The following is a 20,077-nucleotide window of genomic DNA, read 5'->3' as shown; positions in this document are numbered from 1 at the left end:
GCCGCCGGGTTCCCCTACCGTCACGGCCGTGACCGACTTCTGCTGGCTGGACCTGAAGACGCGGGACGTGACGGGCACCGCCGAGTTCTTCTCGGCCGCGCTGGGCTGGCGCTTCGCCGTGGACGAGCAGGACTGGCGCAAGGCCACCAAGATCTACCTCGGCGACCGCGAACTCGGCGGGGTGAGCGATCTGGCGAACCCGGTCTACCCGCCGGAAACCCCGCCGCACCTGGCCTTCTACCTCGCCGTCGACGACGTCGACCGCCGCACCGCGGTGGCGCTCGACCACGGGGCGCGGCTGGTGGCGGGGCCGTTCGACGCCGGGGACCAGGGTCGTCTGTCCACTTTGCTCGATCCGACCGGTGCCGCCGTGTCGTTCTGGGAGGCCCGCGTTCCGCGGGTGGCCGGAACCGCCGGGCAGGCTGGTGCTCGCCTGCCCGGATCCCGCGGCGGCACGGGCTTTCTACGAGAACGTGCTGGGTGAGGTGCCGCCTTCCGCCGAGTTCGTCGGCGGCTCGGCCGCGTGGGAACTCGAACTGCCGGTCGACCACCCCGGTTCCGGCCGGATCACCAGCCCGGAGGGGATCGGCTTCCGGCTCACCAGCGCACCGAGTGCGCTTCCATGACCCCGAAGCCCTCGGCCAGTTCCACCCCACCGGGAACGACGCCGGAAAAGCGGCCGAACGGCTGTCGATAAGCACTGTCCACCAAGAACAGCCGGTCGTGGCGGGACCGTTCCTCCTCGACGGTGAACCGCAGGGTCTCATTCGCACCGGAGACCTCGGAAAGATCGTCGGCGAAATGCACGGGCGGCACTTCCTTCGCCGTTCCGTCCACCCACACGGTGCGTTCCGAAGAACTGCCGTCGTGAATTCCGTCGACCAGGTTCCAGACGACCGGGCGGCCGTCCGTGGTGGTCCCGCAGCCGGCGCTCCAGCGCCACTCGGTGACTCGCGCGTGGTACCCGGCCGACTCGTCCAGCAGGCCCGGGGCGTCGACCTCGATCCGCTCGCCGCCCGCGTCGACCCAGCCGTGCACGCGCAGCGGGGTCTTGCGCGTCCAGATGGGGTGCTCGCCGTGCCGCGAGACCACCTCGACCCGATCACCGGCGCTGGTCAGCCGCAGTTCGCCGCCGGGGAAGAGCACGCGGTCACCGGCCAGGTCGACGGCCTTGCGCAACACCGTGCGCTCCCGGAACGCGCCGCGCTCGCGGTCGTGCACGGCCCAGAACGACTGCGGCGCGCCGGCGATCCGCACCAGGCCGACGCACAGTTGCAGGCGCGGTCCGTAGACGCCGACGTAGCGCCAGCGCTTGAGGGGGCGCAGTCCGCGAAACGCGGGTAACCGCGTGGGATCGAGCGGTCCGGATCCGTCACCACGCCAGGGCAGTTCACGCATCGGGCAATCCTAAGGACGCGACACACCGAAGCACTGACGTATCCCCTAGGGAGAACCGGTGCAGAATTTTCTCGTAGGCGATGTCGATATCCGGCGGGCGGCTTCGACGTAGAGGTGAAGGCACCCGCTGACCGGAACGGAGAAAGCGATGTCCCACCCACTCGGACCGCTGGCCGACAACTTCACCGCCTACGCCGTGTACGCCACCGCCCAGACCGAGATGCGGCACGCCTACGCGTTGATCGAGGCCGGGCAGTACCTGGCCGCGGCGGCCGAGATCACCTCGGCCGCGCAGGCCGCCGAGGTGCTGGCGCGCCGCACCGAACTGCTCGACCCGGAACGCGGGCGCCGCTGGCGGAAAGTGGCGTCGACCAGGCACAAGTTCGCCGAACACGCCCGGGCGCGCGCCGCGGAGGCCCTGCCGGAAGCCGCCTGACGCCCGTCCCCGCTCGACGCTCAGGCGCCTCGACCGAATCCCTGGACCACCACGCCGTAGTCCGCCAGTTCGACCGATTCTGACTTCGACTGCATGTCGCCGGTGAGCAGTTTGCGCCACGGCCCGGCCAGCATCGCGCGCGTGACCCCGTTGCGCAGCCGGATCCCGAGCGCCGACGACGGCAGGAACGCCCGAGTACCGCCGGGCATCGGCCGCTGGTTCGCCCGCACGTAGTCCCCCAGCTTCGCCTCGTACGCGGCGAAGGCGACCCGGTGGTCCCCGCCCGCCGCCGCCAGTTCGCCCGCCAGCACGTAGGCACCGACCAGCGCCATGCTCGTGCCCATCCCCACCGACCCGCCGAACGCGGCGTCCCCGAGCAGCACCACCCGCCCGCGCGACCAGCCGTCGACGTGCACCTTCGCCGCCCGGTCGGTGAAGAAGTCGTCGGCCGCCCACATCCCCCGCAGCAGGTGCGGCACCTCCCAGCCCGCCCCCTCGAACGCCGCCGCCACCGCCTGCTTTTGCCCGCAGAAGCCGGTCGGGGCGACGAAGTAGAGGTACCCCCGCGCGCCGCGCGGTGTCGGGTAGAGGCTCGCCATGCGCCCGCCGACGCCGTTCGCCGCGGGCAGGTTGAGCATCAGCTGCCAGTCCCCCAGCGACGGCGGCGCGTCCAGGCCGAAGATCGCCAGCTGGTAGCCGAGATCGGTGACGAACTCGCGCTCCGGGCCGAAGGCCAGCGCCCGCACGTTCGAGTGCAGCCCGTCCGCGCCCACCACCAGGTCGAAGGTCCGCGTGCCCGCCTCGGCGAACGTGACCTCCACACCGTCCGCGTGCTCGGTGAGGCTGGTGATGCTGTCGCCGAACAGGTACTCGACCCCGTCCTGCGCGGCCCCCACCAGCAGTTCGACCAGATCGCCGCGCAGGATCTCCAGCTCCGCGATGATGCCGCCGGAGTCGCCGAGCGCCTCGGCGGGGAACTCCACCACCCGGCGGCCCGACTCGTCGACGTTGGCCATGCCGCGGACGCCGGTGTGCGCGGCCCGCACCGCGTCGAGCAGGCCCATGCGCTCGATGACCGTGCGCGCGGCACCACGCAGGTCGATCGCCTGCCCACCGGGGCGGGGCGCGGGCGCGCGCTCGACCACGGTCGGCGCGAACCCGTGGCGGCGCAGCCAGTGGGCCAGCGCCGGACCGGCCACGCTGGCACCGGAGATCAGGACGTTCTTCATGGTTTCTCCCCAAGTTCTGCCTAGTGCGCTACGTACACTGTACATAGATACCCGTACGCCCTACATAAGTCCAGTAAATCGGGTTTTTACTGCGCATGCGCACTAGTGCAGCAACATGGTGCACTAGGATGGTGGCCGCCCACGGAAAGGAGTCCCGCGATGAACGCCGCGCCGTACGCCCGGATCGTCGACGAGATCAAGGCGCGCATCGAGGCGGGCGAGCTGAAGCCGGGCGACCGGGTGCCGTCGACCCGGCAGATCACCCAGGACTGGGGCGTGGCGATGGCCACCGCCACCAAGGTGCTCACCACGCTGCGCCGGGCGGGCCTGGTGCGCGCGGTGCCCGGGGTCGGCACCGTGGTGCGGACCACCGAGGTCCCCGCGCCGCCGGTGCGCGCGACCCGCCGCCGGATGGCCGAGGCCGAACTGAGCCGCGAGGCCGTGGTGCGGCGGGCCATCGAGATCGCCGACGCCGAGGGCCTGCCCGCGTTGTCCATGCGCCGGGTGGCCACCGACCTCGGCGCCGCCACCATGTCGCTCTACCGCTACGTCCCCGGCAAGGACGAACTGGTCCTGCTCATGGCGAACGCCTGCTTCGGCGAGCTGCTTTTGCCCGCGGAAGCACCTCCGGGCTGGCGGGCGCGGCTCGAACTGGCGGCACGCACGCAGTGGCAGACCTACCGGCGCCACCCGTGGCTGGCGCAGGTCATCTCGATGACCCGCCCGCAGCCGCTGGAGAACCTGCTCCGGCACGCGGAATGGGCGATCCAGGCACTCCGCGAACTCGGCCTGCCCCGGTCGACGACGCTGTACTTCCACCTCGCCGTGTTCGGTTACGTCCGCGGGGCCGCCGCGAACCTGGAGCCCGAGGCGGAGGCCGAGCGCGAGACCGGGCTGAGCGCGGACGAGTGGCTCGAAACGCAGGAAACCGAGTTCAACCGCATCGTCGCGTCCGGCGCCATCCCCGCCTTCGCCGACCTCGCCCGGCACGACGACTTCGACCTGGACCTGGACGTGCTGTTCGAACTGGGCCTGCGCTGGACGCTCGACGGCATCGCCGCCTCGCTCGAACGACGGGATTTCCCCCGCTGAAGCTAGTGCCGCACGCCCGCGATCTGCATGGCCTGCGCGACCAGGCGGTCCTTGCTGTCGAAGGCGTGCGCCACCTCGTCCATCCGGTTGCCGCCGACGTCGCCGGCGGTCATGCGGACGCGGATCGGGCCGGGCGCGGGCAGCCGCCGCACGTACGCCGAGAACTGCACGGTCGGCGCCCAGCCGGACAGGCCGAGGTCGTAGGAGACCGGCGGCACCGGATCCAGGCCGACCAGCAGGCTCAGCGGGTCCCAGTCGGCGCCGTCGGCGAGCCGCTGCCACGACGAGATCACGCCACCACGAGCCGGTTTGCCGACGGTGAAGCCCAGCACACGCGGGTCGAGCCGCTGCTCGACCACGTTCATCAGGTCCACCGTGAACCCGGCGCCCGGTGCCCGGGCCGGCGCGGGCACGCAGTCCTCTTCCGGCGGGATGTCGATCGGCTCGATCCCGGACCACCACGGGTCGGCCTCGTCCAGCAGACCCTGCGTGACCAGGGCTTCGACGCGGGGCTTGCCGTCCTGCGCCAGCCGGGCGCGCAGCTGGGTCACGCCGCGACCGGCCCGCAGCACCTCGACCGTGACCTGCGCGGCCCCGGCGTCGGGCGGTGCGGAGAACGAGCCGCTGACCGCGGTGAGGTGCGGGTGCGCCGGGGCCAGCTCGGCGGTGGCCCGGCCGAGCACGGCGAGCAGGTAGCCGCCGTGCAGTTTGCCGCCGACCGACCACTGCGGGTCCAGTTCGGCGTCGAACTCGGTTTCGGAGCGCCGGACGAGCGCGGTGGCCTCCTGGAAGTTACCCATGGGTGCACATTGACACTGTTAACTTGACGCTGTCAACCTGGTCCGGTGGACGGGAAACGACAGCGGGCGAACGCGGGTGACGGCGAGAAGCTGCGGGAGGAGATCCTCGAAGCCGCCGAGGCGCTGCTGATCGAAGCGGGTACCGAGGAGGCGCTCACGCTGCGGGCCGTGGCCCGTCAGGTCGGCGTCACCACCCCCTCGGTCTACCTGCATTTCGCGGGCAAAAGCGCGTTGCTCGAGGCCGTCTGCCTGCGGGTCTGGCATGAGCTGGCGGCGCGGATGCACGACCACGCCAGTGGCGTCGACGACCCGCTGCGCGCGCTCGGCCGGTGCGGGCGGGTGTACGCGAACTTCGCGCTCGACCACCCGGTGCAGTACCGCGTGCTGATGATGCGCCCGACCAGCGGCCTCTCGCCCGGTGCCGACGCGTGCTTCCGGCACATCGTCCAAGCCGTCGCGGCCTGCGTGGACGCGGGGATCATGCGCGGCGCCCCGGAGTCGCTGGCGGTCGGCCTGTGGTCGGCGCTGCACGGGTGCGTGACGCTGCTGATCGCGCATCCGGAGTTCGCCTGGCCGGCCGACCGGGACGCGCTGATCGACGGCACCATCCGCATGGCCGGGTTCGGCAGCGTGCTCGCCTCCCGCATCCCGCGCGAGGCGACCCCGTCGAGCGAGGCGCTGTCTGCGGGCCTCGACGCCCTCACGAAAGAGTGGCGCGGGCACTAGGGTTACGGCGTGACCGAACCCGAGCAGGATCGGCTCGCCCCCGCGAAAATGTGGCTCGAACAGGGCCGGTACGACCGCGCGCTGGCCGAGCTGGACGGTTTCCGCTGGCGCGACGAGGTCGACTCCACCTATCTGCGCGCGCTGGCGCTCTGGATGAACGACCAGGACGCCGACGCCGTCAAAGCGGCTTCCGCGGGGATAAGACGGTTCGGCCCGCACGCGCCGCTGCTCAGCGTGCTCGGGCAGGCGTACCACTCGCTCGGCAAGCTGCCGAAGGCCGAACGCGCCCTGCTGGACGCGCTCGCGCTCAGCCCGGACGACACCCACCTGCTCTGCGCCTACGCCCGTGTCTGCATCGACGCTGGTCAGCTGCAGAAAGCCGCCGACCTGCTGGACCGCGCCACCCCGGCCGCCGACGTCACCCGCCGCACCCGTGACCTGCTTCTGCGGGCAAAAGCAGCCGACGAGGAGGAGCAGCGGGTGGAGCGGCACCCGCTGTTGCGGCCGCTCGCGCCGCTCAACCGGTTCGGGCCGATCAAGACCTGGGTCGGGGTCATCGTGGTGATCTTCTGCCTGCGCATGTTCGGCCTGACCCCGCTCGCGGTCCTGCTCGGCGTCGCCTGGTTCGCCTACGCGCTCTACTCCTGGTTCGCGCCGACGCTGGTTCGCCGGATGGTCCGTCGTAAACTAGGTCACTAACTGACCTACATGCTTCCTACGGTTGCTCCATGAGCACCGAGAGCAAGCCCTTCCGCATCGAAATCCCGCAGGCCGACCTCGACGACCTGCGCGAACGCCTGGCCCGCACGCGCTGGCCGCGCCAGCTGCCCGGCGGCGAGTGGAGCCGGGGCATCCCGGTCGCCTACCTCCGCGAACTGGCCGAATACTGGCGCGATGGCTTCGACTGGCGGGCCCAGGAGGCGAAGTTCAACGAGTTCCCGCAGTTCCTGACCGAAATCGACGGCCAGCCGATCCACTTCTTCCACCTCCGCTCGGCCAAGCCGGACGCGCTCCCGCTGCTGCTCACCCACAGCTGGCCGAACTCGTTCGCGGAGTTCGGCGAGGTGCTCGGGCCGCTGTCGGAGGACTTCCACGTGGTCGCGCCCTCGCTGCCCGGCTTCGGCTTCTCGCCGCTCGTCGAACCCGAATGGGACGTCGAGAAAGTGGCGCGGACCTGGGCGAAGCTGATGAGCCGCCTCGGTTACGAGCGCTACGGCGCCCACGGCAACGACGCCGGCGCGCTGGTGTCGCCGCAGCTCGCGGTGGTCGACACCGAGCACGTGGCCGGCGTGCACATCACCGGCGGCCTGGGCATCACGCAGGAAATGATGGCCGAGTGGGGCGTCGGCGGCAGTGGGTACGCCGAGTACCTCGCGGCCAGGCCGCAAACGCTTGCGTACGGCTGGCACGATTCGCCGGTCGCGCAGCTGGCCTACCTGGTCGAGCGGTTCAAGGAGTTCGACGGCTGGCACCAGGCGGGCAGCACCGAGCCGATCGAGCGCGACCGGATCCTGACCAACGCGAGCGTCTACTGGCTGACCGAGACCGGCGCGAGCTCGGCGTGGCCGTACTACACGGGTTCGGCGGGCATGCCGATCGACCAGGCGCTGGTCCCGACGGGCGTCTCCCACGGCGGACCCGACGAGCTCCGCCAGGTCGCCGCGGCGAACAACCACATCGTGCACTGGGAGAACCGGGACGCCGGGGGCAGCCACATGATCGCCATGGCCAACCCGGCTTCGATCGTCACCGACCTGCGCGAGTTCTTCGGCGGACTCGGCTAGGCGGTTCAGCGCACGTGGCCGGTGACGCGCTCGGCGACCACCCGGACGATCACCCGTTCGGCGCCGGGGGCGTCCGGGCCGGCGTCGCGGCCGTCGTACTTGTGGGAGAGCTCGTGGTCCAGCGACCGCTCGGGATCGGGCGTGATGCTCGCCCGGCCCCGGATCTCGGTGTAGCGCTCGGGGTCCTCCCGGTCCATGATCGTCACGCTGACGCGCGGGTCGCGGCGGATGTTCCGGTCCTTCAACCGCCCCGCGACGGTGGAGAACAGCAGGTCGTCGCCGTCGCGGCCGACCCACATCGCCGAGGTCTGCGGCCCGCCGTCCGCGTTGATCGTGGCCAGTGCCGCGTAGTTGCGCCCGTCGACCAGCGCCCGCACCGCTTCGCTCAGTTCCACACCCATGCCGGGAAACCTATCGCGGTAGGTGAACCCCCAGACCCCGGTGACATAGGCGACGCCAGACCCCCGAAAACCGCCTCGCGTCGTTAAGCTCGCCAGCCATGAGCAGTGCGACGGAGCCTGTCGGGACGCCCCCGAGCGAAGAACCGGACATCCACACCACCGCCGGCAAGCTCGGCGACCTGTACCGGCGCTACGACGAAGCGGTGCACGCCGGCTCGGCGCGCGCGGTCGAGCGCCAGCACGCCAAGGGCAAGAAAACCGCCCGCGAGCGCATCGACCTCCTGCTCGACCCCGGCTCGTTCATCGAGCTGGACGAGCTGGCCCGGCACCGCTCGACCAACTTCGGCCAGGACCGCAACCGCCCCTACGGCGACGGCGTGGTGACCGGCTACGGCACCGTCGACGGCCGCCCGGTCTGCGTGTTCAGCCAGGACGTCACCGTCTTCGGCGGCTCGCTCGGCGAGGTCTACGGCGAGAAGATCGTCAAGGTGATGGACCTGGCGATCAAGACCGGCCGCCCGATCATCGGCATCAACGAGGGCGGTGGCGCGCGCATCCAGGAGGGCGTGGTCTCGCTCGGCCTCTACGGCGAGATCTTCACCCGCAACGTCAAGGCCTCCGGCGTGGTCCCGCAGATCTCGCTGATCATGGGCGCGAACGCGGGCGGGCACGTCTACTCCCCGGCGCTGACCGACTTCGTGGTGATGGTCGACCAGACCTCGCAGATGTTCATCACCGGCCCGGACGTGGTCAAGACGGTGACCGGCGAGGAGGTGACGCTGGAGGAACTCGGCGGCGCCCGCACGCACAACACCAAGTCCGGCAACGCGCACTACATGGGTTCCGACGACGAGGACGCCATCGCCTACGTCAAGGAACTGCTGTCCTACCTCCCGGCGAACAACCTCTCCGAGGCGCCGGTGTTCGAGGCCCCGCAGCCGACCGGCGAGTCGATCCACGACGAGGTCACCGACTCCGACCGCGAGCTGAACGAGCTGATCCCGGACTCGGTGAACCAGCCGTACGACATGCACGAGGTGATCACCCGCGTGCTCGACGACGGCGAGTTCCTGGAGGTCCAGGAGCTGTTCGCGCCGAACATCATCGTCGGCTTCGGGCGGGTGTCCGGGCAGAGCGTGGGCATCGTGGCCAACCAGCCGACGCAGTTCGCCGGCTGCCTGGACATCGACGCCTCCGAGAAGGCCGCGCGGTTCGTGCGGACCTGCGACGCGTTCAACGTCCCGGTGCTCACCTTCGTCGACGTGCCGGGCTTCCTGCCGGGCACCGACCAGGAGTGGAACGGCATCATCCGCCGCGGCGCGAAGCTGATCTACGCCTACGCGGAGGCGACCGTCCCGCTGATCACGGTGATCACGCGCAAGGCCTACGGCGGCGCGTACGACGTGATGGGCTCGAAGCACCTCGGCGCCGACCTGAACCTGGCGTGGCCGACCGCGCAGATCGCGGTGATGGGCGCGCAGGGCGCGGCGAACATCGTGCACCGGAAGACGCTGGCCGAAGAGGCCGCCAAGGAGAACGGCGACGTCGACGGCCTGCGCGCGAAGCTGATCCAGGAGTACGAGGACACCCTGTGCAACCCGTACGTGGCCGCCGAGCGCGGGTACGTCGACTCGGTGATCGTGCCCGCGCACACCCGCAGCCACCTGGCCCGCGCGCTGCGGCTGCTCAACGACAAGCGCGAGACCCTGCCGCCCAAGAAGCACGGCAACATCCCGCTGTAAGGGGGTACCGCATGTCCGAGAACCGACCGCTGCTGCGCGTGGTGCGCGGCACCCCGGCCGACGACGAACTGGCCGCGCTGGCCGCCGTGATCGCCGCGGCGGCTTCCGCGGGCGAAAGCCGGTCCGAGCCACCGAGGCGCCGGTCGAGGTGGGCCGACCGGACCGCGAACCTGCGGCAGCCGATGCAGCCGGGCCCGGGCGCCTGGCGCGCCTCCGCCCTCCCCCGCTGACCCCAGCCCAATGCTATGAGTGGGGCATTACTTGCGTTGAATGCAAGTAATGCCCCACTCATAGCATTCAGCCCGCCCGGTTTGTCCTGGTCGACAGGGGAATGATCCCCGCCGTATAGTCCGCATGGAATAAACGGTAAGGACTACCTCTGGGGGATCCAGGATGGGCGCCAAGCTCACCCCGCTGGCCGTCGCGGTGCTCTCGCTGCTCCACGAGAAGACGATGCACCCGTACGAGATGGCCCAGCTCATGCGCGAGCGCTTCACCGACCACCACGTCAAGGTGAAGGCCGGCTCGCTCTACCACACCGTCGACCGGCTCGCGGCCGCCGAACTGATCGAGGTCGTCGGCACGCAGCGCGACGGCAAACGCCCCGAACGCACCGTCTACGGGATCACCCCCGCCGGGCGCGACGCAGTGCTCGAACGCGCCCGCGCCATGTTGAGCACCCCGGCCGAGGAGTACCCCGAGTTCGTCAATGGCCTCTCCCTCATCGACGAGCTCGGCGCCGAAGAGGCCATCGTCGAGCTGCGGCGCCGCGAGCTGGAGCTGGCCACCGGCGTCGCCGCCGACCAGGTGATCCTGGCCAAGCTGCACGAGCAGCAGGTCGCCGGCGTGCACCAGCTCCACTGGCGGTACTCCGCCGCCCGCCGCGAGTTCGAGCTGGAGTGGACCCGGCAGCTGATCGACGACCTGAAGCACGGGCGCATCTCCTGGCACGAGGACAAACCCGCGCTGACCCTGCTCACCGAGGACGGTTCCGGTGCCCAGAACGGCTAATCCCTGGGCCGCGCTGGTCGCGCTGTGCCTCGGCTTCTTCATGATCCTGCTGGACACCACGATCGTGTCGATCGCGATCCCGTCGATGATCACCGGCCTCCGCGCCGACCTGAACTCGGTGGTCTGGGTGACCAGCGTCTACCTGCTCACCTACGCGGTACCGATGCTGCTCTCGGGCCGCCTCGGCGACCGGTTCGGCCCCAAGCGGATGTACCTGACCGGACTCGTCCTGTTCACCGCGGCCTCGCTGTGGTGCGGGCTGAGCGGTTCGATCACCACGCTGATCGTGGCGCGGGCGTTCCAGGGCATCGGCGCGGCGCTGATGACCCCGCAGACGCTGGCCTTCATCACGCACCTGTTCCCGCCGGCCCGCCGCGGCGCGGCGATGGGCTTCTGGGGCGCGGTCGCCGGGATCGCCACGATCTCCGGCCCGCTGCTCGGCGGGGTGCTGGTGGACCACCTCGGCTGGGAGTGGATCTTCTTCGTGAACCTGCCGGTCGGGGTGATCGCCCTGGTCGCCGCGCTGGTGCTGGTGCCGGACTGGCAACCGAAGCACGCGCACTCCTTCGACCTGCCCGGCATCCTGCTCTCCGCGGCCGGGCTGACGCTGGTCGTGTTCGGCCTGCAGAACGGCCAGCACTACGACTGGGGCACCGTGGCCGGTCCGATCACCGTGCCCGAGATCATCGGCGCCGGCGTGCTCTGCCTGCTCGTCTTCGTGTTCTGGCAGCGGCGCAACCGCAAGGAACCGCTGATGCCGCTGCGGTTGTTCGGCAACCGGGACTTCTCCGCGGGCACCTTCGTCTCGATCACCGTCGGCTTCGCGATGACCGCGATCTTCATCCCGCTGGTCATCTACCTCCAGGGCGGACTGGGCCTGAGCCCGACCGAAGCCGCGCTGGTGACCATCCCGATGTGCCTCACGCAGGGGTTTGTCGCCCCGCTGGCGGGCAAGCTGTCCGATCGGTTCGACGCCAGGTACGTGCTGATCGCCGGACTGGTGGCGCTGGCGGGCGGGCTGACGCTGCTGTCGACGCAGGCGGAAGCGGGCACCAGCCCGTGGGCACTGGTCCCGGCGCTGTTCCTGTGCGGGGTCGGCATCGGATCGCTGTTCCCGCCGATGAGCACGCTGACCATGGGCTCGGTCGACCGCGAGCTGACCGGCTCGGCGTCGGGGGTCTACAACACCGCGCGGCAGGTCGGCGGGGTGCTCGGCAGCGCGGGCGTCGGGGTGCTGTTGCAGGCCAGGATCACCTCGGCGATCACCGGCTCGGCGACCTCGGCGAGCCTGCTTTTGCCCGCAGAAGACCGCGCGGCGTTCGTGGGCGGGCTCACCGAGGCGGCGGGCAGCGGGAGCGAGTTCGGGCCACCGCCGACCGGCGGGAAGTACGCCGAACTCGGTGCCGGGATCATCCTCGACGCACTGGTCAGCTCGGCGAAGAGCGCGCTGCTGCTGCCCGCGGTCGTGCTGCTGGCCGGCGTGGCGGCCGCGTTCACCATGCGCAGGGCACGCGGCAAAGTGGGTGCGCGGGACTGACCCCGCGCACCCACCGCGCCTACTTCTGGTAGGTCAGGCCGTACCCGTACGGGAACAGCGCCTTCTTGCCGTCGCCGACGTTGATCGGCAGCTGACTGAAGTTCTCCGCCCAGGAGAAGGTCAGCTTGCCGCTCGGCTTGTGGTCACCGAAGAGCACGTCGGCGACACCGGCACCTTCGGTGCCCGGCAGCCACGCCGCGAGCAGCGCGTTCCAGCCGCCCAGTTCCGAGGTGATGTCCAGCGGCCGCCCGGACACCGTCACCACGACCACCGGCACGCCGGTCGCCTTGAGCTTCGCGATGGTCGACAGGTCCTCGGCGTCCAGCTTCAGGCCGTTGGGCCGGTCGCCCTCACCCTCGGCGTACGGCGTCTCGCCGACCACCGCGACCGCGACGTCGTAGCTCTTGTCGGCACCGTCGCCCTCGCGGTCGTAGGTGACCTTCGTCTTCGCCCCGCCGACCTGCTGGATGCCCTGCAGGATCGTGGTGCCCGTGGTGATCGGGCCGCTGCTGCCCTGCCAGGTGATGGTCCAGCCACCGGACTGGTTGCCGATGTCGTCGGCGTTCTTGCCCGCGACGAAGACCTTGCTGCCCTTCTTGATCGGCAGCGCGCCCTCGTTCTTCAGCAGCACCTGCGACTTCTTGACCGCCTCACGCGCCACCGCGCGGTGCTCGGCGCTGCCGAAGTCCTTCTGCAGCGAGCGGTCCGCGTACGGGTTCTCGAACAGCCCGGACTCGAACTTCTTGGTCAGGATGCGGCGGTTCGCGTCGTCGATCCGGGCCTTCGACACCCGGCCCGCGTCCACCTCGGCGCGCAGCAGCGAGATGAACTTCGGCGCGTCGTAGGGCTCCATGAACAGGTCGATGCCCGCGTTGACCGACTCCCGCACCTCCTCCGCGGTGAGGTCGTCGTTGTTGCCGTTGAGCTGGTGGATGCCGTTCCAGTCGGAGACCACCAGCCCGGAGAACTTCAGCTCCTTCTTGAGCACGTCGGTGATCAGGTACTTGTGCCCGTGGGCCTTCTGGCCGTTCCACGAGGAGAAGCTGATCATCACCGAACCGGCACCGCGCTTCAGCGCCTCCTGGAACGGCGGGAGGTGGATCTTCCGCAGCTCGCTCTCGCTGATCTCGGTGTTGCCCTGGTCGTCACCGCCGGTGGTGCCGCCGTCGCCGACGTAGTGCTTGGCGGTGGCCAGCACCGAGCCCTTCGCCTTCAGCGAGCGGCCCTGGAGGCCGTTGACGATGGTCGCGTTGTCGATGGCGTCCTTCGGGGTCTCGCCGAACGACTCGTACGCGCGGCCCCAGCGGTCGTCGCGGGAGACGCACAGGCAAGGGGCGAAGTCCCAGGTCGGACCGGTCGAACGGACCTCGGACGCGGTGACCTTGCCGATCTTCTCGACCAGCTTCGGGTCGTGCGCGGCGCCGAGGCCCACGTTGTGCGGGAAGATCGTCGCGCCGTAGACGTTGTTGTGGCCGTGCACCGCGTCGACGCCGTAGAGGCTCGGGATGCCGAGCGGCGTGGACACCGCCGCCTTCTGGTACGCGTCGTACATGTCGGCCCACGCGGCCGGGGTGTTCGGCGTCGGCACCGAGCCACCGCCGGACAGGATCGAGCCGAGCCGCAGGTCGGCGGCCTGCTGCGGGGTGACCGCCTGCCGCTCGGCCTGGGTCATCTGGCCGATCTTGTCGTCCAGGCTCATCCGGTTCATCAGGTCGTGCACCCGCAGCTGAACCGGCAGGTACGGGTTCTTGTACAGCGGCCAGAACGCCTCGGGCGCGGCGGACGCGGTGGCCGGGGTGAGCACAGCGCCGGTCAGCAGCAGGCCGCTGACCAGTACGCCCGCCATTCGGGACGATCTCCTGGCACGGAGACGAAGGGACATCGGTGTCCTCCGGGGAGAGGGATTTCGGGCATATGTTGCGCGCGACAACAAAGTAGACCGTGACCTGGCCCACAGGAGTCACAATTCGATAACAGCGGCAGGTCCGTTAACCTTTCGCCTCGTGCGCTTCGTTCTCGCTTCCGCCTCACCCGCCCGTCTCGCGGTGCTCCGCGCCGCCGGCATCGACGCCAGCGTCGTGGTCTCCGGTGTCGACGAGGACGCCGTTGCCGCGGCGCTGACCGACCCCTCACCCAGCGAACTCGTGGTCGCGCTCGCGAGGGCCAAGGCGGCCGTGGTCGCCGACGAGGTGGCCGCCACGCACGCCGAGGCGGTGGTCGTCGGCTGCGACTCGATGCTGTCCATCGGCGGGGAAATGGTCGGCAAACCGGGTCAGCCGGAGGTGGCGCGGAAGCGCTGGGCGGCGATGTCCGGCGGTTCCGGCGACCTGCTCACCGGGCACTCGGTGATCCGTTTGCGCAACGGCGAGCGCGTGGCCGAGGCCGCCGGGTCCCGGTCGACCACGGTGCGCTTCGCCGCTCCGTCCGAAGAGGAACTGGAGCGCTACATCTCAACGGGCGAACCACTTTCCGTAGCCGGATCGTTCACTTTGGACGGTCTGGGCGGCTGGTTCGTCGAAGGCGTGGACGGCGACCCGTCCAGCGTGATCGGGATCAGCCTGCCGCTGACCAGGAACCTGCTGGCGGAGGTCGGCGTGCGGGTCACCGACCTCTGGCGTGAATAGCTCTCACATTCTGAGAGCCGCCCCACACGACCCCCGGTTGCGGAAGAGTCTCCCAGCGCCGAGCGTTGAACCCGCTCGGCAGTTCACGAAACTTTCACGCACCGGAGCGAGCCCGTGTCTTTCATACGGACCTACAACAAGCCGTCGGTGTTCGCCGGAGCCGTGCTCGGCGGACTCGTCGTCGGCGCCTTGCTGGGTGTGCTGGCCAGGACCACCGAGACCCAGTGGCTGACCGACACCCTGGACCAGATCGGCAGCGCGTTCACCACGCTGCTGCAGATCGCGGTGATCCCGCTGGTGTTCACCGCGATCGTGGTGGGCATCAGCAGCCTGCGGAACCTCGGCGGCGGCAAGACCGCGGCGCGGCTCGGCGGGAAGACGGTGATGTGGTTCGCCATCACCTCGTTCATCGCGGTGCTGATCGGCATCGCGGTCGGCAAGATCGTCGACCCCGGTAGCGGCGGGTTCGCCGCCGAGGCCACCGCGAAGAACGCCGAACGCGCCGCGAAGGCCACCGGCGGCTCCTGGACCGCCTTCATCGAAGGCCTGCTGCCGCAGAACTTCTTCGCCGCCTTCGCCGAGGGCGAGACGCTGCAGGTGCTGTTCCTGGCCATCCTGTTCGGTGCCGCCGCCTACAGCCTGGGTGAGCGCGCCAAGCCGTTCGTCGACCTGACCACCAGCGTGTTCGAGATCGTGCAGCGCTACCTCGGCTGGATCGTCCGGCTCGCCCCGATCGGCGTGCTCGGCCTGATCGGCGCGGCGGTGGCCAACTACGGCGACGCCCTGCTCGGGCCGCTCGCCTGGCTGACCGGCGCGGTGTGGATCGGCGCCGGGCTGGTGCTCTTCGTGGTGTACCCGATCCTGCTGCGGTTCGTCGCGAAGGTCTCGCCGGCCAAGTTCTTCGGCAAGGCGTGGACGGCCATCCAGTTCGCCTTCGTCTCGCAGTCCTCGGCCGCGACACTGCCGCTGACCCGCCAGTCCGCGGTGAACCTCGGCGTCAACCCCGGGTACGCCAGCTTCGCCACCCCGCTGGCCAGCGCGACCAAAATGGACGGTTGCGCGGCGGTCTTCCCGGCCATCGGCGCGATCTTCATCGCGAACATCTCCGGGGTGACGCTGAACGTGTGGCAGTACGTCGGCATCGTCTTCGTGGCGATCTTCGGCGCGCTGGCCACCGCGGGCACCACCGGCTGGCTGACCGCGCTGACCCTGACCACCGGCCTGATCGGGCTGGCCCCGGAGCAGGTGGCGCTGGGCATCGCGCTGATCTACTCGGTGAACCCGATCATGGACATGGCGCGCACGGCGACCAACGTGGCCGGGCAGATCGTGGTGCCGACCATCGTCGCCCGCGGCGAGGGCCTGCTCGACGACGAGGTGCTCAACACCCCGAGCACGCCGCCGCTGCTCAGCGACACCGGCGCGACGCCCAGCCGCCGCCCGGAACCCGCGCCCGCCTGATCCCGGTCACGAAGTCGGGCAGGGACGCAGATCGGCTTCGCTGAGCCGGACGTCCGGCCAGCCCCGCAGCTGCGACGGCGTCGAGTAGCGCTTGGTGCAGCCGGTCTGCTTCCCACTCAGATCGAAGACCTCGGCCAGCACCGGCCCGCGCGGACACCCCGGCGCGGCCGGTGCGGCCGAGGCGCATTCGTGCCGCACGACCACCACCTCCGGCGCCGCGTCCCCGGCCACCTGCGCGAGCAGCACGCGGCCGGCGTCGGAGAAGTACAGCCGGTCCGACTGGCGCCAGGTGTCCGCGGGCGCGACCAGCAGTTCGGCGATCTCGCCGCCCTGGTAGTCGCCGTGCACCAGGCAGGCCGCCAGCGGGCCGTCCACGCACTGCAGCGAGTCCTGGCCGACGGCCACCTCCATCGAGGCCAGTGCGCTCTCCAGCACGAAGTCCGAGCCGAGCCCGCCGAAGCGCACGTGCGCCGAGCGGCCCTCCGGGTCGGCGAGCAGTTCGGCCGTGGTGCCCTTGACCGGCTGGCTGGCCAGCACCTGGCACGCCCTCGGCCCGCATTCGGAACCGGTGCCGGAGGACGTCGGCACCCCGCCCGCCCCCGGCACGGCGGTGCGCGGCGCGTCCGGGCGCAACAGCACCGCGGTCACCAGCGCACCCGCCGTCACCAGCACCGCCAGCACCGCGGTGACCACGATCGAACGCGGAGCAGCCACTTTCCCCTCCTCTCCCGCCTTCCGCAGCGTAGGCGCTGTCCGGCGAGTCGGCTCGCGGTCTCCGCGCCCAGGCGGCCCATCGAGCGGACTCACACCGGACACCGCCTGACAAGGTGCTCCCGACGGCTGGGAAGGCGGGAGTCGGCGTCGCTCCCCGTATTCGGGTCTGCGAGAATCGTGACGGTGACCATGCTCAAGCAGACACAGGGATTCCCGCCCGCCGTGTACCTGCCGACCGGGCCGAGGTACGCCTCCGAGACCGAAGCCATCGTCGAGCTGCGCCGGACCGCGGACGGCCGCACGGCCCTGCTCGCGTACTCGGCACTCGACCGGCTGGTCAACTGCTGCGGTGACCAGCAGTCCTGGGTGCTGATGCGCACCGACAAACTGGACAAGATCCACGCGGCGCAACCGTTCGACGTCGCCTACCTCGACCTGGACATCCCGGCCTCGCACCGGATCAGCTGACCACCCGCCCGGAGAGGCACTTCCCACCACCCGGGAAGTGCCTCTTCACCGTGCCGAATCGGCTTTAGCATGTGGACTCCCGGCTAGCGAAGGATCCCCATGCCCCGCCCTGTACTGCTCCCCATCGCCGCGGCCGTGCTGCTCGCCACCGCGGCCTGCAACGCGTCCTCGAACCAGGCCGCCGCGCCCGCGGCCGACGGCAAGTCGTTCGTGCTCGTCACCCCGAACCCGGTCGGCGTCAACGACTTCCTCAAGCTGTCCGTGAAGGGCATCGGTGACGCCGCGCAGGCGCACGGCGCCACCACCCGGACCTACGAGAGCAGCGATCCGGCGAGCATCCAGCAGAACGTCGCCGCCGCCGTGCGCGACAAGCCGGACGTGATCGTCGCGGTCGGCTTCAACTTCGCCGACGTGCTGGCGCAGGAGGCCGAGCGCAACCCGCAGCAGCAGTTCCTGTTCGTCGACTCCTGCACCGAGAAGCAGTTCCCGAACGTCACCTGCGCCACCTTCCGCGAGTACGAGGCCAGCTACCTGGCCGGCGCGCAGGCGGGCCTGCTGACCAAGACCGGCAAGGTCGGCGCGGTGGTGGTGCTGGATTCCCCGCAGTTCCACCGGTTCTCCGACCCGTTCGGCGAGGGCGCCAGGAAGACCCGCCCGGACGTGGTGTTCAGCCAGTTGTTCATCGGCGGGCAGAACCCGTTCAACGACCCGGCCAGGGCGAAGGAACTGGCGGGCACGCTCGCCGGGAACGGCGTCGACCAGGTGATGGGCGCGGCTTCGGCGGCCGGGAACCTCGGCGTGTTCGAGGCGGCCAAGGCGGGCGGGTTCTTCGCCTACGGGGTGGACGCCAACCAGTGCCCGGCCAGCCCCGGTCAGGTGGTGGACAACGTGGTCAAGCGCACCGACGTGGTGATCGCGGACGGCATCAAGGCCATTCTGGACGGTCAGCCGGGCACCGCGCGGTCGTACGGCCTGGCCGAGGACGGGCTCGGGCTCAACGGCCTGCTGCCGGACGTGGCCACCTCGCAGTGCGTCATCGCGCAGCACCCGGAGGTCATCGAGCAGGTGCGGAAACTGCGGGACGAGATCGTGGCGGGCACCATCAAGGTGACCGACCCCGCCGCCGGATGACCGCGGTCGAACTCCGCGGGATCACCAAGCGCTTTCCCGGGGTCCTGGCCAACGACGGCGTGGACCTGAGCGTCGACCGCGGCGAGATCCACGCGCTGGTCGGGGAGAACGGCGCGGGCAAGACCACGCTGATGTCCATTCTGTACGGCACGCAACGGCCGGACGAAGGCAGCGTGGAACTGCTCGGCGAACCGGCGCGCGGGCACGGGCCCGCCGACCGGATCGCCGCCGGGATCGGCATGGTGCACCAGCACTTCATGCTGTTCGGCGGGCTGACCGTGACCGAGAACGTGGTCTACAACCGGGGTGTGCTGGCGCGGAAGGCACGTGCCGAGGTGGCCGGGCTGATCGAGCGGTACGGCCTCGGCCTCGATCCGGACGCCCGCGTGCGGGACCTGCCGATCGGCGTGCGGCAGCGGGTCGAGATCCTCAAGCTGCTGTACCGCGATTCCCGGATCCTCATCCTGGACGAGCCGACCGCGGTGCTCACGCCCGCCGAGGCCGACCGGCTGTTCGAGGTGTTGCGCGAGCTGGCCGCCGAAGGCCGCAGCGTCATCCTGGTCACCCACAAGCTGCGCGAGGTGCTGGCGATCAGCTCTCGCGTGACGGTGCTGCGAGACGGCCGTCGTGTCGCCGGGTTGCGGACCGCGGACACCACCGCCGCCGACCTCGCCCGCGCGATGACCGGCCGCGACATCGAACTCGACGTCATCCAGCCGCCGGGAACCCCGGGCGACGTGGTGCTGGACGTGCGCGGGCTGACCGTGGCGGGCGGGACGAAACCGTTGGTGGACAACGCTTCGGTGACCGTCCGGGCCGGGGAGATCCTCGGGGTAGCCGGGGTCGCGGGCAACGGGCAGAGCGAATTCGCCGAAGCACTCGCGGGCCTGCGGGCGTTCACGGGCAGCGTCTCGTTGCTGGGTAAGCCGCTCACGCGTGCCGCGGTCGCGTACCTGCCGGAGGACCGGGGTGAGGTCGGCTCGGCGCAGACGGCGAGCCTCGCCGAGAACCTGGTCGTCGGATATCACCGGAGCGGCCTGCTTTCGCCCGCGAAGATGCGCGCGCACGCGCAGAAGATCGTCTCGCGGTTCAACGTGAAGGCGGCTTCGGTGACCGCTCCGATCGGGGTGCTCTCCGGTGGGAACCAGCAGAAAGCCTTGCTGGGCCGGGAACTCACGCGCGACGCGCCATTGTTGATCGCCGAGCAGCCGACCCGGGGTGTGGACATCGGTTCGGTGCGCGACATCCACGCCGAACTCGTCGCCCACCGGGACGCCGGACACGCGATCGTGGTGGTTTCCGCGGAGCTGAGCGAAATCCGGGGCTTGGCGGACCGCGTGATCGTCTTCTTCGACGGCCGGATCGTCGCTTCACTGTCCCGCGAAGAGGCCACCGAGGAACGCCTCGGCCTGGCCATGGCAGGAGAACCCTCATGACCCGCCGCTGCGCTGTGGTGGCCGATGCAGTGAATGTGGCTTTCACTGCGCCTGACGCTATGAAAGCCACATTCACTGCACGACCGA

Annotated in this window: 22 protein-coding genes; 16 read left to right on the top strand and 6 right to left on the bottom strand. The window is 70.4% G+C overall.

Translation table 11 applies throughout. The features are described from left to right. Window positions 1-28: 28 nt before the first annotated feature. Both JYK18_RS17085 and JYK18_RS17080 read left to right on the top strand, forming a co-directional pair. Window positions 29-484, top strand: a complete 456-nt coding sequence (locus tag JYK18_RS17085; RefSeq protein WP_206802988.1) for a VOC family protein — start codon at window positions 29-31, stop codon at window positions 482-484. A 1-nt stretch (window position 485) separates the two neighbouring features. Beyond that, the gene (locus JYK18_RS17080; RefSeq protein WP_206802987.1) at window positions 486-626 is read left to right on the top strand and encodes a hypothetical protein; all 141 of its coding nucleotides are present in this window, start codon (window positions 486-488) and stop codon (window positions 624-626) included. Here JYK18_RS17080 and JYK18_RS17075 read toward each other — a convergent pair. Further along, window positions 598-1,398: a DUF2804 family protein gene (locus JYK18_RS17075; protein ID WP_206802986.1), complete on the bottom strand. Its 801-nt coding sequence runs from the start codon at window positions 1,396-1,398 to the stop codon at window positions 598-600. The genes JYK18_RS17080 and JYK18_RS17075 overlap by 29 nt on opposite strands. 148 nt (window positions 1,399-1,546) lie before the next feature. Here JYK18_RS17075 and JYK18_RS17070 point away from each other — a divergent pair, with 148 nt between their 5' ends. Further along, entirely contained in the window at window positions 1,547-1,834 is a 288-nt protein-coding gene (locus tag JYK18_RS17070; RefSeq protein WP_206802985.1) for a hypothetical protein, read from the top strand. A 20-nt stretch (window positions 1,835-1,854) separates the two neighbouring features. On the opposite strand, the gene JYK18_RS17065 is transcribed toward JYK18_RS17070, so the two are convergent. Beyond that, window positions 1,855-3,063: an FAD-dependent monooxygenase gene (locus tag JYK18_RS17065; protein WP_206802984.1), complete on the bottom strand. Its 1,209-nt coding sequence runs from the start codon at window positions 3,061-3,063 to the stop codon at window positions 1,855-1,857. Window positions 3,064-3,222: 159 nt separating this feature from the next. Between JYK18_RS17065 and JYK18_RS17060 the strand changes: the two genes are divergently transcribed. Further along, on the top strand, window positions 3,223-4,155 hold the full coding sequence (locus JYK18_RS17060) for a TetR/AcrR family transcriptional regulator C-terminal domain-containing protein (protein ID WP_206802983.1): 933 nt from the start codon (window positions 3,223-3,225) through the stop codon (window positions 4,153-4,155). Window positions 4,156-4,157: 2 nt separating this feature from the next. Here JYK18_RS17060 and JYK18_RS17055 read toward each other — a convergent pair whose 3' ends face one another. Continuing rightward, window positions 4,158-4,955, bottom strand: coding sequence for a thioesterase family protein (locus tag JYK18_RS17055; RefSeq protein WP_206802982.1), 798 nt, complete (start codon window positions 4,953-4,955; stop codon window positions 4,158-4,160). Between the two features lie 45 nt (window positions 4,956-5,000). Here JYK18_RS17055 and JYK18_RS17050 point away from each other — a divergent pair, with 45 nt between their 5' ends. Genes JYK18_RS17050 through JYK18_RS17040 form a run of 3 tightly spaced genes read left to right on the top strand, consistent with a single transcriptional unit; the run spans window position 5,001 to window position 7,465 of the window. Next, window positions 5,001-5,681, top strand: a complete 681-nt coding sequence (locus JYK18_RS17050) for a TetR/AcrR family transcriptional regulator (protein WP_206802981.1) — start codon at window positions 5,001-5,003, stop codon at window positions 5,679-5,681. A 9-nt stretch (window positions 5,682-5,690) separates the two neighbouring features. Beyond that, window positions 5,691-6,380 (top strand): tetratricopeptide repeat protein, encoded by a 690-nt coding sequence (locus JYK18_RS17045; RefSeq protein ID WP_206802980.1) that lies wholly within the window; start codon window positions 5,691-5,693, stop codon window positions 6,378-6,380. 29 nt (window positions 6,381-6,409) lie between these two features. After that, window positions 6,410-7,465, top strand: a complete 1,056-nt coding sequence (locus JYK18_RS17040) for an epoxide hydrolase family protein (RefSeq protein ID WP_206802979.1) — start codon at window positions 6,410-6,412, stop codon at window positions 7,463-7,465. 5 nt (window positions 7,466-7,470) lie between these two features. Here JYK18_RS17040 and JYK18_RS17035 read toward each other — a convergent pair whose 3' ends face one another. Then, window positions 7,471-7,866, bottom strand: coding sequence for a PPOX class F420-dependent oxidoreductase (locus tag JYK18_RS17035; RefSeq protein ID WP_206802978.1), 396 nt, complete (start codon window positions 7,864-7,866; stop codon window positions 7,471-7,473). Between the two features lie 98 nt (window positions 7,867-7,964). On the opposite strand from JYK18_RS17035, the gene JYK18_RS17030 reads away from it, so the two are divergent. The 4 genes from JYK18_RS17030 (at window position 7,965) to JYK18_RS17015 (ending at window position 12,156) form a co-directional block, all read left to right on the top strand. Beyond that, window positions 7,965-9,608 (top strand): acyl-CoA carboxylase subunit beta, encoded by a 1,644-nt coding sequence (locus JYK18_RS17030; protein ID WP_206802977.1) that lies wholly within the window; start codon window positions 7,965-7,967, stop codon window positions 9,606-9,608. 11 nt (window positions 9,609-9,619) lie between these two features. Next, window positions 9,620-9,838, top strand: coding sequence for an acyl-CoA carboxylase epsilon subunit (locus JYK18_RS17025; protein ID WP_206802976.1), 219 nt, complete (start codon window positions 9,620-9,622; stop codon window positions 9,836-9,838). A 163-nt stretch (window positions 9,839-10,001) separates the two neighbouring features. Further along, window positions 10,002-10,619 (top strand): PadR family transcriptional regulator, encoded by a 618-nt coding sequence (locus tag JYK18_RS17020; protein ID WP_206802975.1) that lies wholly within the window; start codon window positions 10,002-10,004, stop codon window positions 10,617-10,619. Then, window positions 10,603-12,156, top strand: coding sequence for a DHA2 family efflux MFS transporter permease subunit (locus tag JYK18_RS17015; RefSeq protein WP_206802974.1), 1,554 nt, complete (start codon window positions 10,603-10,605; stop codon window positions 12,154-12,156). Before JYK18_RS17020 ends, JYK18_RS17015 begins: the two co-directional genes overlap by 17 nt. 19 nt (window positions 12,157-12,175) lie before the next feature. Here JYK18_RS17015 and JYK18_RS17010 read toward each other — a convergent pair whose 3' ends face one another. Further along, complete coding sequence (locus tag JYK18_RS17010) at window positions 12,176-14,002, bottom strand: glycoside hydrolase family 3 N-terminal domain-containing protein (RefSeq protein WP_242579206.1); 1,827 nt, start codon at window positions 14,000-14,002, stop codon at window positions 12,176-12,178. A 157-nt stretch (window positions 14,003-14,159) separates the two neighbouring features. On the opposite strand from JYK18_RS17010, the gene JYK18_RS17005 reads away from it, so the two are divergent. Together JYK18_RS17005 and JYK18_RS17000 are read left to right on the top strand one after the other, a co-directional pair. Continuing rightward, window positions 14,160-14,780 carry a nucleoside triphosphate pyrophosphatase gene (locus JYK18_RS17005; RefSeq protein ID WP_206802972.1) on the top strand — a complete coding sequence of 207 codons (621 nt, stop codon included), beginning with the start codon at window positions 14,160-14,162 and terminating at the stop codon, window positions 14,778-14,780. 114 nt (window positions 14,781-14,894) lie between these two features. Next, the gene (locus JYK18_RS17000) at window positions 14,895-16,241 is read left to right on the top strand and encodes a dicarboxylate/amino acid:cation symporter (protein ID WP_206802971.1); all 1,347 of its coding nucleotides are present in this window, start codon (window positions 14,895-14,897) and stop codon (window positions 16,239-16,241) included. Window positions 16,242-16,247: 6 nt separating this feature from the next. On the opposite strand, the gene JYK18_RS16995 is transcribed toward JYK18_RS17000, so the two are convergent. Continuing rightward, window positions 16,248-16,955 carry a hypothetical protein gene (locus JYK18_RS16995; protein WP_206802970.1) on the bottom strand — a complete coding sequence of 236 codons (708 nt, stop codon included), beginning with the start codon at window positions 16,953-16,955 and terminating at the stop codon, window positions 16,248-16,250. Window positions 16,956-17,144: 189 nt separating this feature from the next. Between JYK18_RS16995 and JYK18_RS16990 the strand changes: the two genes are divergently transcribed. The 3 genes from JYK18_RS16990 to JYK18_RS16980 all read left to right on the top strand — a co-directional run bounded on the left by JYK18_RS16990 (window position 17,145) and on the right by JYK18_RS16980 (window position 19,990). Next, a complete protein-coding gene (locus JYK18_RS16990; protein ID WP_153037615.1) occupies window positions 17,145-17,423 on the top strand; it encodes an SAV_915 family protein in 279 nt (92 codons plus the stop codon). 99 nt (window positions 17,424-17,522) lie between these two features. Next, entirely contained in the window at window positions 17,523-18,554 is a 1,032-nt protein-coding gene (locus JYK18_RS16985) for a BMP family ABC transporter substrate-binding protein (RefSeq protein ID WP_206802969.1), read from the top strand. Next, window positions 18,551-19,990 (top strand): ABC transporter ATP-binding protein, encoded by a 1,440-nt coding sequence (locus tag JYK18_RS16980; protein WP_206802968.1) that lies wholly within the window; start codon window positions 18,551-18,553, stop codon window positions 19,988-19,990. The genes JYK18_RS16985 and JYK18_RS16980 overlap by 4 nt, the downstream gene beginning before the upstream one ends. Window positions 19,991-20,077: the final 87 nt, after the last annotated feature.

The sequence above is a fragment of the Amycolatopsis sp. 195334CR genome, assembly GCF_017309385.1.
Taxonomy (GTDB): domain Bacteria; phylum Actinomycetota; class Actinomycetes; order Mycobacteriales; family Pseudonocardiaceae; genus Amycolatopsis.
This window is presented reverse-complemented; position numbering and strand designations above follow the sequence as displayed.

Bases quoted from the DNA above. Each gene is read 5' to 3' on its own strand.
- JYK18_RS17070 (WP_206802985.1), top strand. From the start codon at position 1,547: ATGTCCCACCCACTCGGACCGCTGGCCGACAACTTCACCGCCTACGCC.
- JYK18_RS16980 (WP_206802968.1), top strand. From the start codon at position 18,551: ATGACCGCGGTCGAACTCCGCGGGATCACCAAGCGCTTTCCCGGGGTC.
- JYK18_RS17030 (WP_206802977.1), top strand. From the start codon at position 7,965: ATGAGCAGTGCGACGGAGCCTGTCGGGACGCCCCCGAGCGAAGAACCG.
- JYK18_RS17040 (WP_206802979.1), top strand. From the start codon at position 6,410: ATGAGCACCGAGAGCAAGCCCTTCCGCATCGAAATCCCGCAGGCCGAC.
- JYK18_RS17035 (WP_206802978.1), bottom strand. From the start codon at position 7,866: ATGGGTGTGGAACTGAGCGAAGCGGTGCGGGCGCTGGTCGACGGGCGC.
- JYK18_RS17065 (WP_206802984.1), bottom strand. From the start codon at position 3,063: ATGAAGAACGTCCTGATCTCCGGTGCCAGCGTGGCCGGTCCGGCGCTG.
- JYK18_RS17025 (WP_206802976.1), top strand. From the start codon at position 9,620: ATGTCCGAGAACCGACCGCTGCTGCGCGTGGTGCGCGGCACCCCGGCC.
- JYK18_RS17055 (WP_206802982.1), bottom strand. From the start codon at position 4,955: ATGGGTAACTTCCAGGAGGCCACCGCGCTCGTCCGGCGCTCCGAAACC.
- JYK18_RS17075 (WP_206802986.1), bottom strand. From the start codon at position 1,398: ATGCGTGAACTGCCCTGGCGTGGTGACGGATCCGGACCGCTCGATCCC.
- JYK18_RS17060 (WP_206802983.1), top strand. From the start codon at position 3,223: ATGAACGCCGCGCCGTACGCCCGGATCGTCGACGAGATCAAGGCGCGC.
- JYK18_RS16990 (WP_153037615.1), top strand. From the start codon at position 17,145: ATGCTCAAGCAGACACAGGGATTCCCGCCCGCCGTGTACCTGCCGACC.
- JYK18_RS17010 (WP_242579206.1), bottom strand. From the start codon at position 14,002: ATGGCGGGCGTACTGGTCAGCGGCCTGCTGCTGACCGGCGCTGTGCTC.
- JYK18_RS16985 (WP_206802969.1), top strand. From the start codon at position 17,523: ATGCCCCGCCCTGTACTGCTCCCCATCGCCGCGGCCGTGCTGCTCGCC.
- JYK18_RS17020 (WP_206802975.1), top strand. From the start codon at position 10,002: ATGGGCGCCAAGCTCACCCCGCTGGCCGTCGCGGTGCTCTCGCTGCTC.